Origin of the sequence: Streptomyces pilosus (genome assembly GCF_014649835.1) — a bacterium.
Lineage (GTDB): Bacteria > Actinomycetota > Actinomycetes > Streptomycetales > Streptomycetaceae > Streptomyces > Streptomyces pilosus.
In genome coordinates this window covers 275,240-290,801 of sequence record NZ_BMTU01000007.1, presented here as the reverse complement: position 1 = coordinate 290,801, position 15,562 = coordinate 275,240, and the positions used below count along the sequence as shown (strand labels likewise).

At 73.8% G+C, this 15,562-nt stretch carries 17 protein-coding genes; 10 read left to right on the top strand and 7 right to left on the bottom strand.

The window, feature by feature from the left end:
• Positions 1–17: 17 nt before the first annotated feature.
• The 3 genes from mshB to IE118_RS20180 all read left to right on the top strand — a co-directional run bounded on the left by mshB (position 18) and on the right by IE118_RS20180 (position 3,687).
• On the top strand, positions 18–881 hold the full coding sequence (mshB, locus tag IE118_RS20190; RefSeq protein ID WP_189559363.1) for an N-acetyl-1-D-myo-inositol-2-amino-2-deoxy-alpha-D-glucopyranoside deacetylase: 864 nt from the start codon (positions 18–20) through the stop codon (positions 879–881).
• A gap of 17 nt (positions 882–898) precedes the next feature.
• Entirely contained in the window at positions 899–1,291 is a 393-nt protein-coding gene (locus tag IE118_RS20185) for a DUF6113 family protein (RefSeq protein WP_189559429.1), read from the top strand.
• A 194-nt stretch (positions 1,292–1,485) separates the two neighbouring features.
• Entirely contained in the window at positions 1,486–3,687 is a 2,202-nt protein-coding gene (locus tag IE118_RS20180) for a hypothetical protein (RefSeq protein ID WP_189559362.1), read from the top strand.
• A gap of 194 nt (positions 3,688–3,881) precedes the next feature.
• Here the strand turns inward: IE118_RS20180 and IE118_RS20175 are convergent, their stop codons facing one another.
• Both IE118_RS20175 and IE118_RS20170 read right to left on the bottom strand, forming a co-directional pair.
• The gene (locus IE118_RS20175) at positions 3,882–4,736 is read right to left on the bottom strand and encodes a transglutaminase-like and tetratricopeptide repeat-containing protein (protein WP_189559361.1); all 855 of its coding nucleotides are present in this window, start codon (positions 4,734–4,736) and stop codon (positions 3,882–3,884) included.
• Between the two features lie 17 nt (positions 4,737–4,753).
• Entirely contained in the window at positions 4,754–5,767 is a 1,014-nt protein-coding gene (locus IE118_RS20170; protein ID WP_189559360.1) for a GNAT family N-acetyltransferase, read from the bottom strand.
• 140 nt (positions 5,768–5,907) lie between these two features.
• Here IE118_RS20170 and fdxA point away from each other — a divergent pair, with 140 nt between their 5' ends.
• Both fdxA and IE118_RS20160 read left to right on the top strand, forming a co-directional pair.
• The gene (gene fdxA, locus IE118_RS20165) at positions 5,908–6,225 is read left to right on the top strand and encodes a ferredoxin (RefSeq protein ID WP_004926152.1); all 318 of its coding nucleotides are present in this window, start codon (positions 5,908–5,910) and stop codon (positions 6,223–6,225) included.
• A gap of 105 nt (positions 6,226–6,330) precedes the next feature.
• Positions 6,331–7,428 (top strand): bifunctional succinyldiaminopimelate transaminase/glutamate-prephenate aminotransferase, encoded by a 1,098-nt coding sequence (locus IE118_RS20160; protein ID WP_189559359.1) that lies wholly within the window; start codon positions 6,331–6,333, stop codon positions 7,426–7,428.
• 157 nt (positions 7,429–7,585) lie between these two features.
• Here the strand turns inward: IE118_RS20160 and IE118_RS20155 are convergent, their stop codons facing one another.
• Positions 7,586–7,915 (bottom strand): ATP-binding protein, encoded by a 330-nt coding sequence (locus tag IE118_RS20155; RefSeq protein ID WP_189559358.1) that lies wholly within the window; start codon positions 7,913–7,915, stop codon positions 7,586–7,588.
• Positions 7,916–8,053: 138 nt separating this feature from the next.
• On the bottom strand, positions 8,054–9,070 hold the full coding sequence (locus tag IE118_RS20150; RefSeq protein ID WP_189559357.1) for a heavy metal transporter: 1,017 nt from the start codon (positions 9,068–9,070) through the stop codon (positions 8,054–8,056).
• 83 nt (positions 9,071–9,153) lie between these two features.
• Between IE118_RS20150 and dapE the strand changes: the two genes are divergently transcribed.
• Both dapE and IE118_RS20140 read left to right on the top strand, forming a co-directional pair.
• On the top strand, positions 9,154–10,233 hold the full coding sequence (gene dapE, locus IE118_RS20145; protein WP_189559356.1) for a succinyl-diaminopimelate desuccinylase: 1,080 nt from the start codon (positions 9,154–9,156) through the stop codon (positions 10,231–10,233).
• Positions 10,234–10,373: 140 nt separating this feature from the next.
• Positions 10,374–11,132 carry an LOG family protein gene (locus tag IE118_RS20140; RefSeq protein WP_189559355.1) on the top strand — a complete coding sequence of 253 codons (759 nt, stop codon included), beginning with the start codon at positions 10,374–10,376 and terminating at the stop codon, positions 11,130–11,132.
• Between the two features lie 75 nt (positions 11,133–11,207).
• On the opposite strand, the gene folP is transcribed toward IE118_RS20140, so the two are convergent.
• A complete protein-coding gene (gene folP, locus IE118_RS20135; protein WP_189559354.1) occupies positions 11,208–12,068 on the bottom strand; it encodes a dihydropteroate synthase in 861 nt (286 codons plus the stop codon).
• A gap of 134 nt (positions 12,069–12,202) precedes the next feature.
• On the opposite strand from folP, the gene IE118_RS20130 reads away from it, so the two are divergent.
• Both IE118_RS20130 and IE118_RS20125 read left to right on the top strand, forming a co-directional pair.
• Positions 12,203–12,565: a DivIVA domain-containing protein gene (locus IE118_RS20130; protein WP_189559353.1), complete on the top strand. Its 363-nt coding sequence runs from the start codon at positions 12,203–12,205 to the stop codon at positions 12,563–12,565.
• Positions 12,562–13,152, top strand: coding sequence for a DNA-3-methyladenine glycosylase I (locus tag IE118_RS20125; protein WP_189559352.1), 591 nt, complete (start codon positions 12,562–12,564; stop codon positions 13,150–13,152). The genes IE118_RS20130 and IE118_RS20125 overlap by 4 nt, the downstream gene beginning before the upstream one ends.
• Positions 13,153–13,315: 163 nt before the next feature.
• Here IE118_RS20125 and chcB read toward each other — a convergent pair whose 3' ends face one another.
• Positions 13,316–14,119 (bottom strand): 2-cyclohexenylcarbonyl CoA isomerase, encoded by an 804-nt coding sequence (chcB, locus tag IE118_RS20120; protein WP_189559351.1) that lies wholly within the window; start codon positions 14,117–14,119, stop codon positions 13,316–13,318.
• A 379-nt stretch (positions 14,120–14,498) separates the two neighbouring features.
• On the opposite strand from chcB, the gene IE118_RS20115 reads away from it, so the two are divergent.
• Positions 14,499–14,666, top strand: a complete 168-nt coding sequence (locus tag IE118_RS20115; RefSeq protein WP_003966491.1) for a DUF3117 domain-containing protein — start codon at positions 14,499–14,501, stop codon at positions 14,664–14,666.
• 109 nt (positions 14,667–14,775) lie between these two features.
• Here the strand turns inward: IE118_RS20115 and IE118_RS20110 are convergent, their stop codons facing one another.
• Positions 14,776–15,474 (bottom strand): O-methyltransferase, encoded by a 699-nt coding sequence (locus IE118_RS20110; protein ID WP_306430398.1) that lies wholly within the window; start codon positions 15,472–15,474, stop codon positions 14,776–14,778.
• Positions 15,475–15,562: the final 88 nt, after the last annotated feature.

The window sequence follows — 15,562 nt, the reverse complement described above, 5'->3', positions numbered from 1 at the left end:
CCTCATAGGGTGGACCCATGACGGAACTCCCCGCGCGGCGTCTGATGCTGGTGCACGCCCACCCGGACGACGAGTCGATCAACAACGGCGCGACCATGGCCCGGTATGCCGCCGAGGGTGCCCATGTGACGCTGGTCACCTGCACCCTCGGTGAGCGGGGTGAGGTCATCCCGGACGAGCTGCGGCACCTGAGCGGGGCCGCCCTCGGCGGGCACCGGCTCGGGGAGTTGCGGGACGCCATGCGCGCGCTCGGGGTCACGGACTTCCGGCTGCTCGGCGGGGCCGGGCGCTACTGCGACTCCGGGATGATGGGCCTCCCCGACAACGAGGACCCCGGCTGCTTCTGGCAGGCCGACGTCGACCAGGCCGCCGCCACGCTCGCCGAGGTGATCCTCGAGGTGCGGCCGCAGGTCCTCGTCACGTACGACGAGAACGGGGGCTACGGCCACCCCGACCACATCCAGACCCACCGCGTCGCCATGCGCGCCGTCGAGCTCGCCGCCGCGTCCGGCTGGGACATCCCGAAGGTGTACTGGAACCGCGTCCCGAGGTCCGTCGTCGAGGAGTCCTTCGCCCGGCTGGACGGCGACCTCGCCGGGCTGCCGTTCGACAAGGCCGGCGCCGTGGACGACGTACCGGGCGTGGTCGACGACGAGCGGATCACCACCGTGATCGACGGCACCGCGTACGCCTCCGCCAAGGCCGCCGCGATGCGTGCGCACGCCACCCAGATCGCCGTCGCCGAGCCGTACTTCGTGCTGTCCAACGAACTCGCGCAGCCCCTCTTCACCACCGAGTACTACGAGTTGGTGCGCGGGGAACGCCCCGGGGTGCGGGAGAGCGACCTGTTCGCCGGAGTCGGAGCCGGGGGAGCGTCGTGAGCGGCGAGCGGGCCCCGATGATGGCGCAGCCGCTGCGCCCGCCCTCCGCGGGGCGGGTCGTCGCCTACCTGGGGCTGCTGCTGCTCGGCGCCGTGACCGGCGTGGCGGGCGCGCTCGTCCAGCCCGCCTGGTTCCCCGGCGGACTGCTGCTGGCGCTCGCCGCCGAGGCCGGACTGGTCCTCGCGGCGGCCCGCGTGATGGGCAGTCGGGCCGGCGGCGTGACGGTCGCCGCCGGGTGGATGATCGTCGTCGTCCTGCTCACGGCCAGCCGTCCGGAAGGCGACTTCCTGTTCGCCGCGGGAGCCGGATCGTATCTTTTCCTGCTCGGTGGCATCGGTGTGGCTGTGATCTGCGCCACCCTTGGCGGGGGGCGGAAACCGGACGGCGACCCCGCCCGACTTGGCAAGTGACGTACCACTTCCCCGTGTCTGGGGGGTGCGGGTCCGGTGTGGGTTTCGCCAGCGGTACCGGGATACGGGCCGGATGTGGCCAGTAAGGTGGTGCGCGCCGCCGAGCCTCCCTCGAACCCTCGGCCTCGCCCGAGCAGGGGGGACCCCCACCGTGAGGTCGTGACGGGCGGCGGAGCCAACCGGGAGAACCTGCCTTGAGTCGTGAAACTGACACTCCGTCCTCCGGGCCCAACGGGCGCGGCGGAGCCGCCTACCCGTCGGGCACCCCGCCCTACGGCATTCCGGCGGTTCCGGACGCGGGTACGGACGCGGGCCGTTCGGCCGCGCGACCGGAGGAACGCAAGACCGAGACCACGCTGACCACCCGGATCCGGATCAACATCCCCGGGTCGCGGCCCATTCCGCCGGTCGTCGTGCGCAAGCCCGTCAAGGACGCGGAGAGCAAGGGCCCCGCGGAGGCCGAGGCGTCAGCGGCCCCGTCCCCCGCCCCGGCTCCGGCCTCCGCCGCCGAAACGGCCGCGCTTCCGGCGCTGCCCACCCGGCCCGCCCAGCCCGCCCAGTCCGCCAAGCCGGCGGCCGAGAACAAGCCGGCCAGCGACTGGTTCGCACCGCGCAAGGGCGGCTCGGGCAAGGGCACTCAGGGCGACGGCTCCGCCAACGGCAGTGGTGCGCCGAGCGGTTCGGGAGGCGCGGCGACCGGCGGCGCCCCGGCCGGCCCCGCCGCACCGGCCGCACCCGGTGGTGCGCGGCCGGGTGCCGGACGGCCGGGAGGCGTGGTCGGTGCCATGGGCGCGCCGGGCGGGCCCCGCCCCGGCGCCACGACGGGTTCCGGACCGACCGGCACGACCGGTGCCACCGGTGGCCCCGTCGCCCCCGGCCACGGCGGCGGCACCGGCTCCTTCGACGTGACCGAGGCGCTGGCCGGCGGCCCCGCGGGCAACGGCACCCGGCCGGGCGCCGACCGCGCGGAGCCGCGCCGTGACGACCCGCCGTTCGTCCCGGACGGCGGCCCCACCGCTCCCCCCGGGCAGCGCGGCCCGGGCGGCCCGGCGTACCCGGCCGGCCCGCAGGGCCCCGCCGGGCCCACCGGCGGCCCGGTGACCGGCAGCGGCCCGATGGCCCCGCCGACGGGTGGCGTTCCGGGCGGTCCCGGTCCCGCCGGAGTGCAGCAGGGCGGCCGTCCCGGCGCCCAGCCGCCCGGCGGCACCGGTCTCAGTGACGACACCGCGATCCTCACCCCCCAGCAGCCCGCCGAGCCGGGCACCCCGGGCTACGGGCCCCGCCACGACAACGTCTCCGGGCACACCGTCACCAGCGGCATCCCCGTCGTCCCCCCGAGCGCGGCCTTCGACGCGCCCGGCACCGGCCCGGCCGGCCCCCGCGCGCAGACGCCCCCCAAACGCCCCGAGCCGGCCGCCGCGCCCCCCGCGGGCTCCGCCAAGCCGCCGAAGAAGAAGGGGCGCAACAAGCTCGTCCTGCTCGGTACCGGTGTGGTCGTCGTCCTCGGTGTCGCCTACGGCGCCGGTCTGCTGATGAACAGCTCCGACGTGCCCAAGGGCACCACCGTGCTCGGTGTCGACATCGGCGGCGGCACCCGCGACGACGCCGTGAAGAAGCTGGACGCCGCCCTCGACGACCGGCTGAACACGCCGCTGAAGCTGTCCGTCGACGGCAGGACCGTGGAGCTCCAGCCGGACAACGCCGGTCTGCAGCTCGACACCGACGCCACCGCCGGCGCGGCCGCCACCAGCGACTACAACCCGGTCAACGTGATCGGCTCGCTCTTCGGCCAGCAGCGCGTCGTCGACCCGGTCATGCCCGTCGACGAGGAGAAGCTCCAGGCGGCCCTGGAGAACGCGGCCGGCGGTGCCGGTTCGGTGACCGAGGGCTCCATCACCTTCGAGTCCGGCAAGGCCGTCCCCGTCTATCCCAAGGCGGGCCAGGGCATCGACGTGGCCAAGGCGTCCTCGGTGGTGACGGAGGCGTACCGCACGCAGGTGGAGACCGGCTCCGCCGCCGCGGTGAACGTGCCGACCAGCCCCCAGCAGCCCAAGGTCTCCAAGGCGGAGGTCGACCGGATGCTGAAGGAGTTCGCCGAGCCGGCGATGTCGGACATAGTGACGGTGCAGACCGACCCGGCGCACTCCATCCCGATGAGCCCCGAGAAGTCCCTGTGGAAGTTCCTCAGGGTGCAGGCCGTGGGCGGGAAGCTGGTCGACAAGCCCGACCTGAACGCCCTGAAGGAGCTGTACGGGCAGACCTTCGACGGCGTCCTCATCACCCGGGGCAACGGCGAGAAGACGGCCGTCACCCCGCAGGACGTCTACGGCGCCCTCCGGCAGGCCCTGATGAGCAAGACCGAGCGCATCGCCGTCATCGAGACCGACCCCAGCTGACGCGGCCCCCACGGGCGCACACGGGAGCGGCGCCGCACGGGTCCCGGACGGACCCGTGCGGCGCCGCTCCCGCGTTCCGTCAGTGGGCGGCGGCGACCACCGGGGGCCTCCGCGCCCCCGGCGGCGGCCTCCTCCCGTGAGCGGCTCCTGATGCCGGCCACGGCGACCACGGCACCGATCAGGCACAGGACGGCTCAGTTCAGCATCGCCCGCGCGGCCAGCGCCTCGCCCCGCACCTGCTCGGCGGCTCCCTCGTCCACCGCCCCCACCACGTCCGCGTACGCCTCCAGCTCCCCGGCCCCCGCCGCGAACTCCCCGCGCTGCACCAGCAGCCGGGCCCGCTCGTACCGCAGCCGCGCCGCGTGCGAGGGCAGCAGCAGCGACAGGTCCACCGCCCACAGCCCCACGTCCGACCGCTCCGGCCGGGCCGCCGCCCACGCCCGCACGTTGTTCAGGATGCGCAGGACGACGTCCAGCGTCCCCGCCGGCGTCAGCATCGACGCCTCCAGCGGCGCCCCCGTCGCCCCCGCGACCAGCAGTTCCGCGTCCGCCCCGGTCAGCACCCGCCCCCCGTCGAACGGATCGGCCAGCACCTGCCCCGCGCCCGGCTCCCCGAACCCGACCACGAAGTGCCCGGGCAGGGCCACCCCGTACACCGGCGCGCCCGCCCGCCGGGCGACCTCCAGCCACACCACCGACAGCAGGATCGGCAGGCCGCGGCGCCGCCTCAGCACCTCGTGCAGCAGCGACGACTCCAGCCGCTGGTAGTCCTCCGGCCGGCCGTGGAACCCGTACCGCTCCCCCAGCAGCTCCCGCAGCGCCGACGCCCACGCCCGCGGCGACCCCGGACGGTAGGGCAGCTCACCGGCCAGCCGGTCCAGCTCCACCTCCGCGGCGTCCATGCCCGCCTCGTCCAGCGTGCCGTCGCCCTCGGCGCCCACCAGCAGGCACAGCGCGGACAGTCCGGGTCGCTCGCTGCGGGCCTCCTCGGCGAACCGCTGGCGCAGTTCGGCCGAGCGCCCGGGCGGCGGGGGGTAGGGGGAGCGCATACCCGGTTCGTGCCCGCTCACGGAGCTCCCTCACCCTCCGGGGCGCGGTAGTGGTGGTACGCGTGGTGCGCGGCGAACCCCATGTGTGCGTACAGCGCCCGCGCGCCCGCGTTGTCCTCCTCCACCTGGAGCCACGCCGCCGAGGCGCCCTCGTCCAGTGCCCGCCGGGCCAGCGCGGCCATCACGGTGGTCGCCAGTCCCTGCCGCCGCCGTGCCGGATCCACCTCGACCGCGGCGAACCCGGCCCACCGGCCGTCCACCACGCACCGCCCGATGGCGGCGGGCACGTCCGCGTCGTCGCCCGGCACCGTGGCGAACCACACCGACGGCCCGCCCGACAGCACCCGCAGGGCCACCTCGCTCACCCCCTTGCGCCGGTACCGGGCCAGCCACGCCTCGTCGGCCTCCCGCGACAGCACCACATCCGACGGCTCCCCGCCCTGGTCGGCGACCGGCGCCAACGGGCCCACCCACAGCTCGGCGGTCACCTCCCGCACCCAGCCCCGCGCCTCCAGCTCCGCGCGGAGCAGCTCCTGCGTCCCCTGCGCGCCCGTCGCGGTCTGCACGTACGCGGGCAGCCCGCGAGCCCCGTACCAGCCGCGGACGGCCGTCAGCGCCTCGTCGAGCGGCACGCCCGGGTCGCCCAGCGGCAGCACGGAGTTGGCCCGCCGGGTGAATGCCTTCGCCGCCCGCAGCTCCCACTCGCCGAGGCGCTCGCTCTCGACGGGCCGCCACGCCCGCGCGGAGACCCGTGCCAGCTCCTCGTACGAGGCGGCCGGACCGCGCCGACGCGCCGGGGCGGACGGCACCACCTTGCCCGCGACCAGCGCGGACTCCGCGATGCGGACACTTTCCCCGTCCTTCCGTGTGATTCGCAGCACACCGTGGTCCCATGATGTGAGAACACCGACCGTGTCGGTGAACTTCTCACCCGGGGGACCATGTTCGATCAAGCTCCGTACGGAGACCCGTTTCCCCACGTCAGCAGTGGTGATACGGACCTCGAGGCGCCCGGCGGCAGAGATTTCCACAGGTCAGTTCACCCCTCCTGTTCGGATCGTGCCCAGGAACGGAGATACTAGGGGCGGGCATCGACGACGCCGCGCTCCCGCGCGCCAGGCGGCGGAGCCTGAGGAGGCCCGCCAGCGCCCTATCGAGGAGGAACGACAGCGTGACCTACGTCATCGCGCAGCCTTGTGTCGACGTGAAGGACAAGGCGTGCATCGAGGAGTGCCCGGTCGACTGCATCTACGAGGGCCAGCGGTCCTTGTACATCCACCCGGACGAATGCGTCGACTGCGGCGCCTGTGAACCGGTCTGCCCGGTCGAGGCCATCTTCTACGAGGACGACACTCCCGAGGAGTGGAAGGACTACTACAAGGCGAACGTCGAGTTCTTCGACGAGCTCGGCTCGCCCGGCGGCGCCAGCAAGCTGGGCCTGATCGAGCGGGACCACCCGTTCATCGCCGCGCTGCCGCCGCAGGCGTAGCCGTCCCGCGAGCGGCCCCGCACCGACGTGCCGCCCCGGTCCCGTACGGTCCGACCGCCGTACGGGACCGAGGCGTTCGCCGTACCAGAAAGTGAGCCCCCGCCCGTGTCCGCAGTCTCCGACCGGTTGCCCACCTTCCCCTGGGACAAGCTGGAGCCGTACAAGAAGACGGCCGCCGCGCACCCCGACGGCATCGTCGACCTCTCGGTCGGCACGCCCGTCGACCCGGTGCCCGAGCCGATCCAGAAGGCCCTGACCGCCGCGGCGGACTCCCCGGGCTACCCGACCGTCTGGGGCACCCCGGAACTGCGGGACGCGATCACCCGCTGGACGGAGCGCCGGCTGGGCGCCCGTGCGATGACCCACCACCACGTCCTGCCGATCGTCGGCTCCAAGGAACTGGTCGCCTGGCTCCCCACCCAGCTCGGGCTCGGCCCCGGCGACAAGGTCGCCTTCCCGCGCCTCGCCTACCCGACGTACGAGGTCGGCGCCCGCCTCGCCCGCGCCGGGTACGAGGCCTACGACGACCCGACCGGGCTGGACCCGGCGAACCTGAAGCTGCTCTGGCTGAACTCCCCGTCCAACCCGACCGGCCGGGTGCTCTCCAAGGAGGAGCTGACCCGGACCGTCGCCTGGGCCCGCGAGCACGGCGTCCTCGTCCTCTCCGACGAGTGCTACATCGAGCTCGGCTGGGAGGCCGACCCGGTCTCCGTGCTGCACCCCGACGTCAACGGCGGCTCCCTCGACGGCATCGTCTCGGTGCACTCCCTGTCGAAGCGGTCCAACCTCGCCGGTTACCGCGCCGCCTTCCTCGCCGGCGACCCGGCGGTCCTCGGCCCGCTGCTCCAGATCCGCAAGCACGGCGGGATGATGACGTCCGCGCCGACGCAGGCCGCCGTGGTGGCGGCGCTGAGCGACGACGAGCACGTCCGCGTCCAGCGCGAGCGCTACGCGGCCCGCCGCACCGCCCTGCGCGAGGCCCTCCTCGCCCACGGCTTCCGCATCGAGCACAGCGAGGCCAGCCTCTACCTCTGGGCCACGCGCGACGAGTCCTGCTGGAGCACCGTCGCCCACCTCGCCGACCTCGGCATCCTGGTGGCCCCCGGCGACTTCTACGGCCCGGCGGGCGCGAACTTCGTCCGGGTGGCCCTCACGGCCACGGACTCCCGAGTCCAGGCAGCAGCGGCCCGCCTGACCCCCTGACGCCTGGCTGTGGGCAGTCGTTCCTTGGGGCGGAACGGGTGGACACAGCCATCAGCACCGGGGACCGACCCACGTCCGTGCCCGGCACCCCCGTCGCGGGCGGCAAAGGGAACGGGGCCCGGGGAACACCCCGGACCCCGTGGCCGTACAGCCGGCGTCAGCCGATCGGCAGCCCTTCGACCGGCAGGTTCTTCGCCGGGCCGCCACCCTTCCCCAGCGAGTCCGTCGGCAGCTCCTTCACCACCGGCACAGCCTTCTTGACGGTCGTGCCCGCCGCCGGCGCCACCTGGCCCGCGTCGGGCGTGGCCTTGCCGACACCCTTCGACACGTTGTCGGTGGCCCCGTCGAGGGCGTTCAGCCCGAGGCTGGGCGCGGCCGGCAGCTGCGGAGCCGCGCTCGCGGATCCGGCCGCGCCGACCCCGGCGGCCGCTCCCGCAGCGACGAGCAGCGCGGCACGGGCGATCCGACGGGTCAGGGGGAGGGACATGGTGCTCCTTAGACGGCAGAGAACTCGGACGCAGTGACTACCGCTCCACCGCCGGGAAGGTTGCGGCGCGGCCACGCAAAGAGTTGGCAATGCGCCGCGTGACGGGCCGAGTTCAACGCCTGCGGGGGACGTCCCGCACTACTGCACGGTCGTGATCCTGACCGCCCCGGCGCCGCCGTCCCCGTCCTCCGCCGGCGCCTTGCCGTCGTCCTGCCGCCACTCACCGTCGGTCGTCCCGGCGACCCACTCCCGCCCGGCGTACGACACCCGCTTTATGCGCAGCTCGGAGGCGTTGGCCACGGCCCAGTGGGCGAGCTGCCAGCCCCGCGCCCCGGCGCTCCGCCCGGCTCCCGCACCGGCGGCGTCCCCGGCGACGGGAATCGTCACCGTCCGCCCGTCGGTCCCACCGGTCCCGTCGGCCCCACCGGCCTCACCGGAGGCGTCCGCGGACGGCGAGGACGCCTCCGAGCCCCCCACCTCCGCACCGGCCGGCTCCAGCACGTCCCGCCCGAAGTCCCGCGCCAGTGCGGCGCGTACCCCGTCCGTGCCCGACGCCCGCTTCGCCGAGGGACGGCCCTCGCAGGTGAGCGTCGCCGCCGAGCGCCCGGTGAGGGCGGCGGCCAGCAGGGCCGCGTCCGGCTCGTGCTTGGCGTACGCCTGCGGGAAACCGCTGCGCTGCACCCGCTGCGCGGCGACCGTGAGCGGCAGCCGGGTGTAGCCCGGCACCTCCTCCAGGTGCTCGTAGAACTTGTCCGCCGAGTACACCGGATCCATGATCTCCTGCGGCGTGCCCCAGCCCTGCGAGGGACGCTGCTGGAACAGGCCCAGCGAGTCGCGGTCGCCGTAGTCGATGTTGCGCAGCGCCGACTCCTGGAGCGCGGTCGCCAGCGCGATCGTGACGGCCCGCTCGGGCAGGTCGCGCGCGGTGCCCACGGCGGTGATCGTCGCCGCGTTCACCGCTTGCTCGGGGGTGAACTCGTACGTCGCGCCGTCGCCCCTGCCGGAGACGACCTTGCATCCCGGGCCCCGGGTGCCCCCGGTGTCGTACTGCACCGCGACGTACCCGGCGACCGCGGAAAGCACCACGAGGCCCGCGCTCCAGCGGAGAACACGGCCGCGACGCGTGCGCTTGGAAGGAAGGGACGGCTCTGGCACGCGTACAAGGTACTGGAGAGTACGGTTCGCTGTGAGCCGGGTGCGCACCGTGCGCGGACGCCCGGCGGGTTAGGGTCGAGGCCATGGCCGACACCCCGCTTGACCTCACGCTGGACGCCGCCCGGCTGACCGCGCAGCTCGTCGACTTCCCGTCCGAGAGCGGCACCGAGAAGCCCCTCGCGGACGCGATCGAGTCCGCGCTCCGCGCACTGCCGCACCTGACGGTCGACCGGTACGGCAACAACGTCGTGGCCCGGACCCGGCTGGGGCGCGCGGAGCGGGTGATCCTCGCCGGCCACATCGACACCGTCCCCATCGCGGACAACGTCCCCTCCCGGCTCGACGCCGACGGCACGCTCTGGGGCTGCGGCACCTGCGACATGAAGGCGGGCGTGGCCGTCCAGCTGCGCCTCGCGGCCACGGTCCCCGCGCCCAACCGCGACCTGACCTTCGTCTTCTACGACAACGAGGAGGTCTCCGCCGACCTCAACGGTCTGAAGCACGTCGCCGAGGCGCACCCCGAGTGGCTGGAGGGCGACTTCGCCGTGCTCCTCGAACCGTCCGACGGCGAGGTGGAGGGCGGCTGCCAGGGCACGCTGCGGGTGCTGCTGAGGACCACCGGCGAGCGCGCCCACTCCGCGCGCGGCTGGATGGGCTCCAACGCCATCCACACCGCCGCCCCGATCCTCGCCCGTCTGGCCGCCTACGAGCCGCGCCACCCGGTGATCGACGGCCTGGAGTACCGCGAGGGCCTGAACGCGGTCGGCATCTCCGGGGGAGTGGCCGGCAACGTCATCCCCGACGAGTGCGTCGTCACCGTGAACTTCCGCTACGCCCCCGACCGCAGCGAGGAGGAGGCCCTGGCACACGTCCGTGAGGTCTTCGCGGACTGCGGGGTGAGCGACTTCGTCGTCGACGACCACAGCGGCGCGGCCCTCCCCGGCCTCTCCCACCCGGCCGCGGCCGCCTTCATCGAGGCGGTGGGCGGCACCCCGCAGCCCAAGTACGGCTGGACGGACGTCTCCCGCTTCGCCTCGCTGGGCATCCCCGCGGTCAACTACGGCCCCGGCAACCCGCACTTGGCGCACAAGCGGGACGAGCGCGTGGACACGGCGAAGATCCTCGCCGGCGAGGAGCGGCTGCGCGCCTGGCTGACTGCCTGAGCCCGCACGGACCGGCTCCGCACCCGCACCGGCCCAGGGGCGTTTGGAACTCCCTCCCGTGGACATGCTGACGTCCCCCGTACGTAACCCGCGTGGATCTACGCTGAGGCGGTACGACCTGGCAATCGGAGGGAGCGCACATGGCTACGGGAAACCCGGAGGGCAAGCGGCAGCCGCCGGAGGAGAAGCGACTGGGACCGGTGCTCCGCCGGCGCGACCAGGTGCAGGGCAGTACCACCGACCAGCGGCTGCTGGACGAGCGCGCCCCGTCGGACTGGGTGCACACCGACCCCTGGCGGGTGCTGCGCATCCAGTCCGAGTTCATCGAGGGCTTCGGCACGCTGGCCGAACTGCCCCCCGCCATCAGCGTCTTCGGCTCGGCCCGCACACCGGCCGACTCACCGGAGTACGAGGCCGGGGTGCGGCTCGGCAGGGGTCTGGTCGAGGCCGGCTTCGCGGTGATCACCGGCGGCGGCCCCGGAGCCATGGAGGCGGCCAACAAGGGCGCCCTGGAAGCGGAGGGCATGTCGGTCGGCCTGGGCATCGAGCTGCCCTTCGAGCAGGGCCTGAACCCCTACGTCGACATCGGCCTGAACTTCCGGTACTTCTTCGTCCGCAAGCTGATGTTCGTGAAGTACGCCCAGGGCTTCGTGGTCCTGCCCGGCGGCCTCGGCACGCTCGACGAGCTCTTCGAGGCCCTGACCCTCGTCCAGACCCAGAAGGTCACCCAGTTCCCCATCGTCCTGTTCGGCACGGAGTACTGGGGCGGCCTGGTCGACTGGCTGCGCGACTCGGTCATCGCCACGGGCAAGGCGGCGGAGAAGGACCTCCTCCTGTTCCACGTCACGGACGACGTGGAGGAGGCGGTGGCCCTGGTCTCCAAGGAGGCGGGCCGCTAGCGAGGGCCCCGGGCACGGGAGCGGCGGCGGGGCGGGAGCAGCGCGGCGCCCCCGCCCGCCGGCCCCGGCCGGCCCCTACGCAAGTCCCCGCCGTGCCACGGCCGGCTCCCGCTCCCCGGCGATCGCGGACACCATGTCCAGCACCTGCCGCGTCTCCGCGACCTCGTGCACCCGGTACACCTGCGCCCCCAGCCACGCCGACACCGCCGTCGTGGCGAGCGTCCCCACCACCCGCTCCTTGACCGGCCGGTCCAGCGTCTCCCCGACGAAGTCCTTGTTGGACAGCGACACCAGCACCGGCCACCCGGTGTCCACCATCTCCCCCAGCCGCCGCGTCGCCTCGAGACTGTGCCGGGTGTTCTTCCCGAAGTCGTGCCCCGGATCGATCATCACCGACTCCCGCGCCACCCCCAGCGACACCGCCCGCTCCGCCAGCCCCACCGTCACGTCGAGGATGTCGGCCATGACGTCGTCGTACGCCACCCGGTGCGGCCGCGTCCGCGGCTGCGAACCGCCCGTGTGGGTGCACACCAGCCCGGCCCCGTACCGCGCGGCGACCTCCGCGAGCCGCGGGTCGACCCCGCCCCACGCGTCGTTCAGGACGTCCGCGCCCGCCGCGCACACCGCCTCACCGACCTCGTGCCGCCAGGTGTCCACGCTGATCACGACGTCCGGGAAGCGCCGCCGCACCTCGGCGACGAAGCCGACGGTCCGCCGCGCCTCCTCCTCCGCGGACACCTCCTCGCCGGGGCCGGCCTTCACCCCGCCGATGTCGATGATCGCGGCACCCTCCGCCACGGCCTGCTCCACCCGCGTGAGCGCCGGCTCGTCGCGGAACGTGGCGCCCTGGTCGTAGAAGGAGTCCGGGGTCCGGTTCACGATCGCCATGATCACCCGCTCGTGCGGTGCGAATTCCCGCCTGCCCAGCCTGAGCATCCCTCGTGACCTCTTCCTCGTGCGTCCGTCCCGGGCCGGCCGCGTCCGCCCGGCGGCCCCGGGTGTCAGACTCGCATGGCACGATCGGAGCCACACATCCGACTCCGACTCATCCGACCGTGGGGGCCCCGGCGATGGTTATGTTCCTCTTCCTGGTCGTGGCGCTCGCCGTCGTGGTCGCCGCGGTGACCCTCGCCGTGGTGGGCGGCGGCGACAACGGCCCGCTGCCCGACGCCGCCCCCGAGCGTCTGGTCGACCACCTCCCGCCGGACCGGCCGGTCAGCCGCGCGGACGTGGACGGCCTGCGCTTCCCGCTCGCCGCCCGCGGCTACCGCATGGCCGACGTGGACGACGCCCTCGGCCGCCTCGGCGCCGAGCTCGCCGAGCGCGACGCCCGGATCGCCGACCTGGAGTCCGCGCTGGCCGGCGCCCGCGCCGCGGCCGCGCACATGTCCCTGGAGAAGCCCGCCCCGCACCACGAGGACGAGCAGCCGTGACCGGGGCGGCACAGGCCCCCGCCGGCCCGGACGGTCTCCCGCGCTGCCCCTGGGCCCTGTCCACCCCGGACTACGTGGCGTACCACGACGAGGAGTGGGGCCGCCCGGTGCGCGGGGACGACGCCCTGTTCGAGCGGCTCAGCCTGGAGGCGTTCCAGTCCGGCCTGTCCTGGATCACCATCCTGCGGCGCCGCCCCGGCTTCCGCGCCGCCTTCGCCGGCTTCCGGATCGCCGCGGTCGCGGAGTTCACCGACACCGACCGCGAGCGCCTGCTGGCCGACACCGGCATCATCCGCAACCGCGCCAAGATCGACGCGACGCTCGCCAACGCGCGCCTGTTGGCCACGTGGGAACCGGGCGCCCTGGACGCCCTGGTCTGGTCGTACGCCCCCGACCCGGCCGGCCGCCCCGCACCGAAGGCCCTCACCGACGTCCCGGCGGTGACCCCCGAGTCGACGGCGCTGTCCAAGGACCTCAAGAAGCGGGGCGTGCGCTTCGTCGGCCCGACCACGGCGTACGCCCTCATGCAGGCCTGCGGGCTCGTCAACGACCACCTGGAAACCTGCGCGATGAGAAGCACCCCCTGAGCACCTGAGACGGCGCCGCAGCCCCTCAAGGGGCGCGGGGAACTGCGCGCCCGGCCACGACGAACCCGCACTCAGAACGGCGCCGCAGCCCCCCAAGGGGCGCGGGGAACTGCGCGCCCGGCCCCGAACGGACCCCACCCCACGACAGCGCCGCAGGCACACCTCACCGGCCCAGGTACCGCGGCTTCTCCTTGTTCACGAACGCCCGCACCGCGATCGCGTGGTCCTCGGAGGAGCCCGCCCGGGTCTGCAGCTCGTCCTCCTTCTCCAGCGCCTCCTCCAGCGAATGGCTCAGCCCGTACGCCACGGACTCCTTCAGCGCCGCGTACGCCACCGTCGGCCCCTCGGCCAGCGCGCGGGCCACCTTCTCCGCCTCCGCGCGGAGCTCCGCCGCCGGCACCAGACGGTTGGCGATGCCCAGCTCGTACGCCTCCTGCGCGGAGATGCCGCGCGGGAAGAGCAGCAGGTCGGTGGCGCGCCCGGGGCCGACCACCCGCGGCAGCGTCCAGGAGATGCCCGAGTCGGCGGTCAGCGCCACCCCCGCGAACGAGGTGTTGAACGCCGCCGTGTCCGCGACGATCCGGTAGTCCGCCGCCAGCGCGAACCCGAAGCCGGCGCCCGCCGCGACCCCGTTCACCGCCGCGACCACCGGCTTCGGGGCCCCGGCGATGGCCTTCACGATCGGGTTGTAGTGCTCGCGCACCGTGCTCATGGTCTGCCCCGAACCGGTCTCCCGGTCCTCGATCAGCAGCCCGATGTGCTCCTTGAGGTCCTGCCCCACGCAGAACGCCCGGTCACCGGCCGCGGTCAGCAGCACGGCCCGTACGGCGTCGTCGGCGGCGGCGGAGCGGACCGCGTCCCGGAGGGCGACCTTCGCCGCGACGTTCAGCGCGTTCATCGCCTCGGGGCGGTTCAGCGTGATCGTCGCGAGTCCGTCGCTCACCTCGTAGAGCACGGTGTCGGCCATGGTGTATCCCTCCGTGTGCGGCTCGGGACGTTCCGGTGCACGCGTCCCCGTCTGCTGGACAGCATGACGGAGATCACCGGCCGTGGCGCACGCCCTCCGTGTGAGCTGCGTCAAACGATCCGGGCCCGTTTCCGGTCGCCCGAACGGAGTGCGGCGGCGAAGTATCGCAGTCACATCGCCGCTTTGAGTGGTTTTGCTCGCGCGCGTTGCCCAAGCGATGCCTACTGATGTTGGTCATCGGGTCCTGCCATGCGGGATAATGGCCTGGAAGCAATGTGTTCGATGCCGGTGGCGTGTGTCCTGCTTCAAGGACCGCAGGTGCCCTTCAATGGGCCGTCGGCTCAGACGGTTTAGCCGGGTTTCAGGAAGGGGAACGAGCATGGCGGCCATGAAGCCGCGGACGGGTGATGGCCCGCTCGAGGTGACCAAGGAGGGGCGGGGCATCGTCATGCGCGTTCCGCTCGAAGGCGGCGGTCGGCTCGTCGTCGAGCTGACCCCGGACGAGGCCGACGCGCTCGGCGACGCCCTCAAGAAGGTCGTCGGCTGACGCGCAAGCGACCATACCCTTTCAGCCGCCCCGGTGCCGCACGCGGTGCCGGGGCGGCTGTTTCGCGTACGGGCGCGGGGCGCGCCGGGATGTCACCGGGGCCGGCCGGTCACCGTTTGACGGCGCACAGGAGCCCGTCCCCCACCGGCAGCAGGGACGACACCAGTTCCTGGCTCTCGCGGACGGTGCGCACCAGCTCGCGCAGCCGCAGCACCTCCGAGGGCTGCGGGCCGGAGTCCACCGTGCGTCCGTTCGCGAAGAGGCCTTCGAAGGCGACCAGGCCTCCAGGGCGCAGCAGACGCAACGATTCGGCGAGATAGTCCTGGTACTCCTGCCGGTCACCGTCACAGAACACGAGGTCGTAACCGGCGTCCGCGAGGCGGGGCAGCACGTCCAACGCCCGGCCGGGGATGAAACGGGCCCGGTTGCCGGCGAAGCCGGCCTCGCGGAACGCCTGACGGGCGGACTGCTGGTGCTCCGGCTCCTGGTCGACCGTGGTCAGCACGCCGTCCGGCCGCATGCCGTGCAGCAGGTGGATCCCGGAGACGCCGCAGCCGGTGCCGATCTCCGCGACCGCCTTGGCGTCCACGCTGGCGGCGAGCAACCGCAGGGCCGCGCCCGTGCCGGGCGACACCGAGCGCAGGCCTGCGTCGCGGGCCCGGTCCCGGGCCCAGTGCAGCGCCTCGTCCTCGGCGACATAGGCGTCGGCGAACGCCCAGCTCGTCTGCCGGTTGGCGGTAATGACCCTCTCCTGTCCCCGTGGTTGCCTGGGCGTGACTGTATCCGTTGGCGTCGGGAACCCGCAGATGGGACCGGTCGTTTAAAGGGGTGAGGACGCGGTGCGTGCCATGACGGGGGGCAGGTAGTGGACGAGGACGCCGAGCAAGTGCTGACGC

Excerpts from the sequence above, each read along its gene's own strand:
- IE118_RS20155 (WP_189559358.1), bottom strand. The coding sequence starts at position 7,915 with ATGTCCCTCCCCCTGACCCGTCGGATCGCCCGTGCCGCGCTGCTCGTC.
- IE118_RS20130 (WP_189559353.1), top strand. The coding sequence starts at position 12,203 with ATGGTTATGTTCCTCTTCCTGGTCGTGGCGCTCGCCGTCGTGGTCGCC.
- IE118_RS20140 (WP_189559355.1), top strand. The coding sequence starts at position 10,374 with ATGGCTACGGGAAACCCGGAGGGCAAGCGGCAGCCGCCGGAGGAGAAG.
- IE118_RS20185 (WP_189559429.1), top strand. The coding sequence starts at position 899 with ATGATGGCGCAGCCGCTGCGCCCGCCCTCCGCGGGGCGGGTCGTCGCC.
- IE118_RS20175 (WP_189559361.1), bottom strand. The coding sequence starts at position 4,736 with ATGCGCTCCCCCTACCCCCCGCCGCCCGGGCGCTCGGCCGAACTGCGC.
- mshB (WP_189559363.1), top strand. The coding sequence starts at position 18 with ATGACGGAACTCCCCGCGCGGCGTCTGATGCTGGTGCACGCCCACCCG.
- IE118_RS20115 (WP_003966491.1), top strand. The coding sequence starts at position 14,499 with ATGGCGGCCATGAAGCCGCGGACGGGTGATGGCCCGCTCGAGGTGACC.
- folP (WP_189559354.1), bottom strand. The coding sequence starts at position 12,068 with ATGCTCAGGCTGGGCAGGCGGGAATTCGCACCGCACGAGCGGGTGATC.
- dapE (WP_189559356.1), top strand. The coding sequence starts at position 9,154 with ATGGCCGACACCCCGCTTGACCTCACGCTGGACGCCGCCCGGCTGACC.
- chcB (WP_189559351.1), bottom strand. The coding sequence starts at position 14,119 with ATGGCCGACACCGTGCTCTACGAGGTGAGCGACGGACTCGCGACGATC.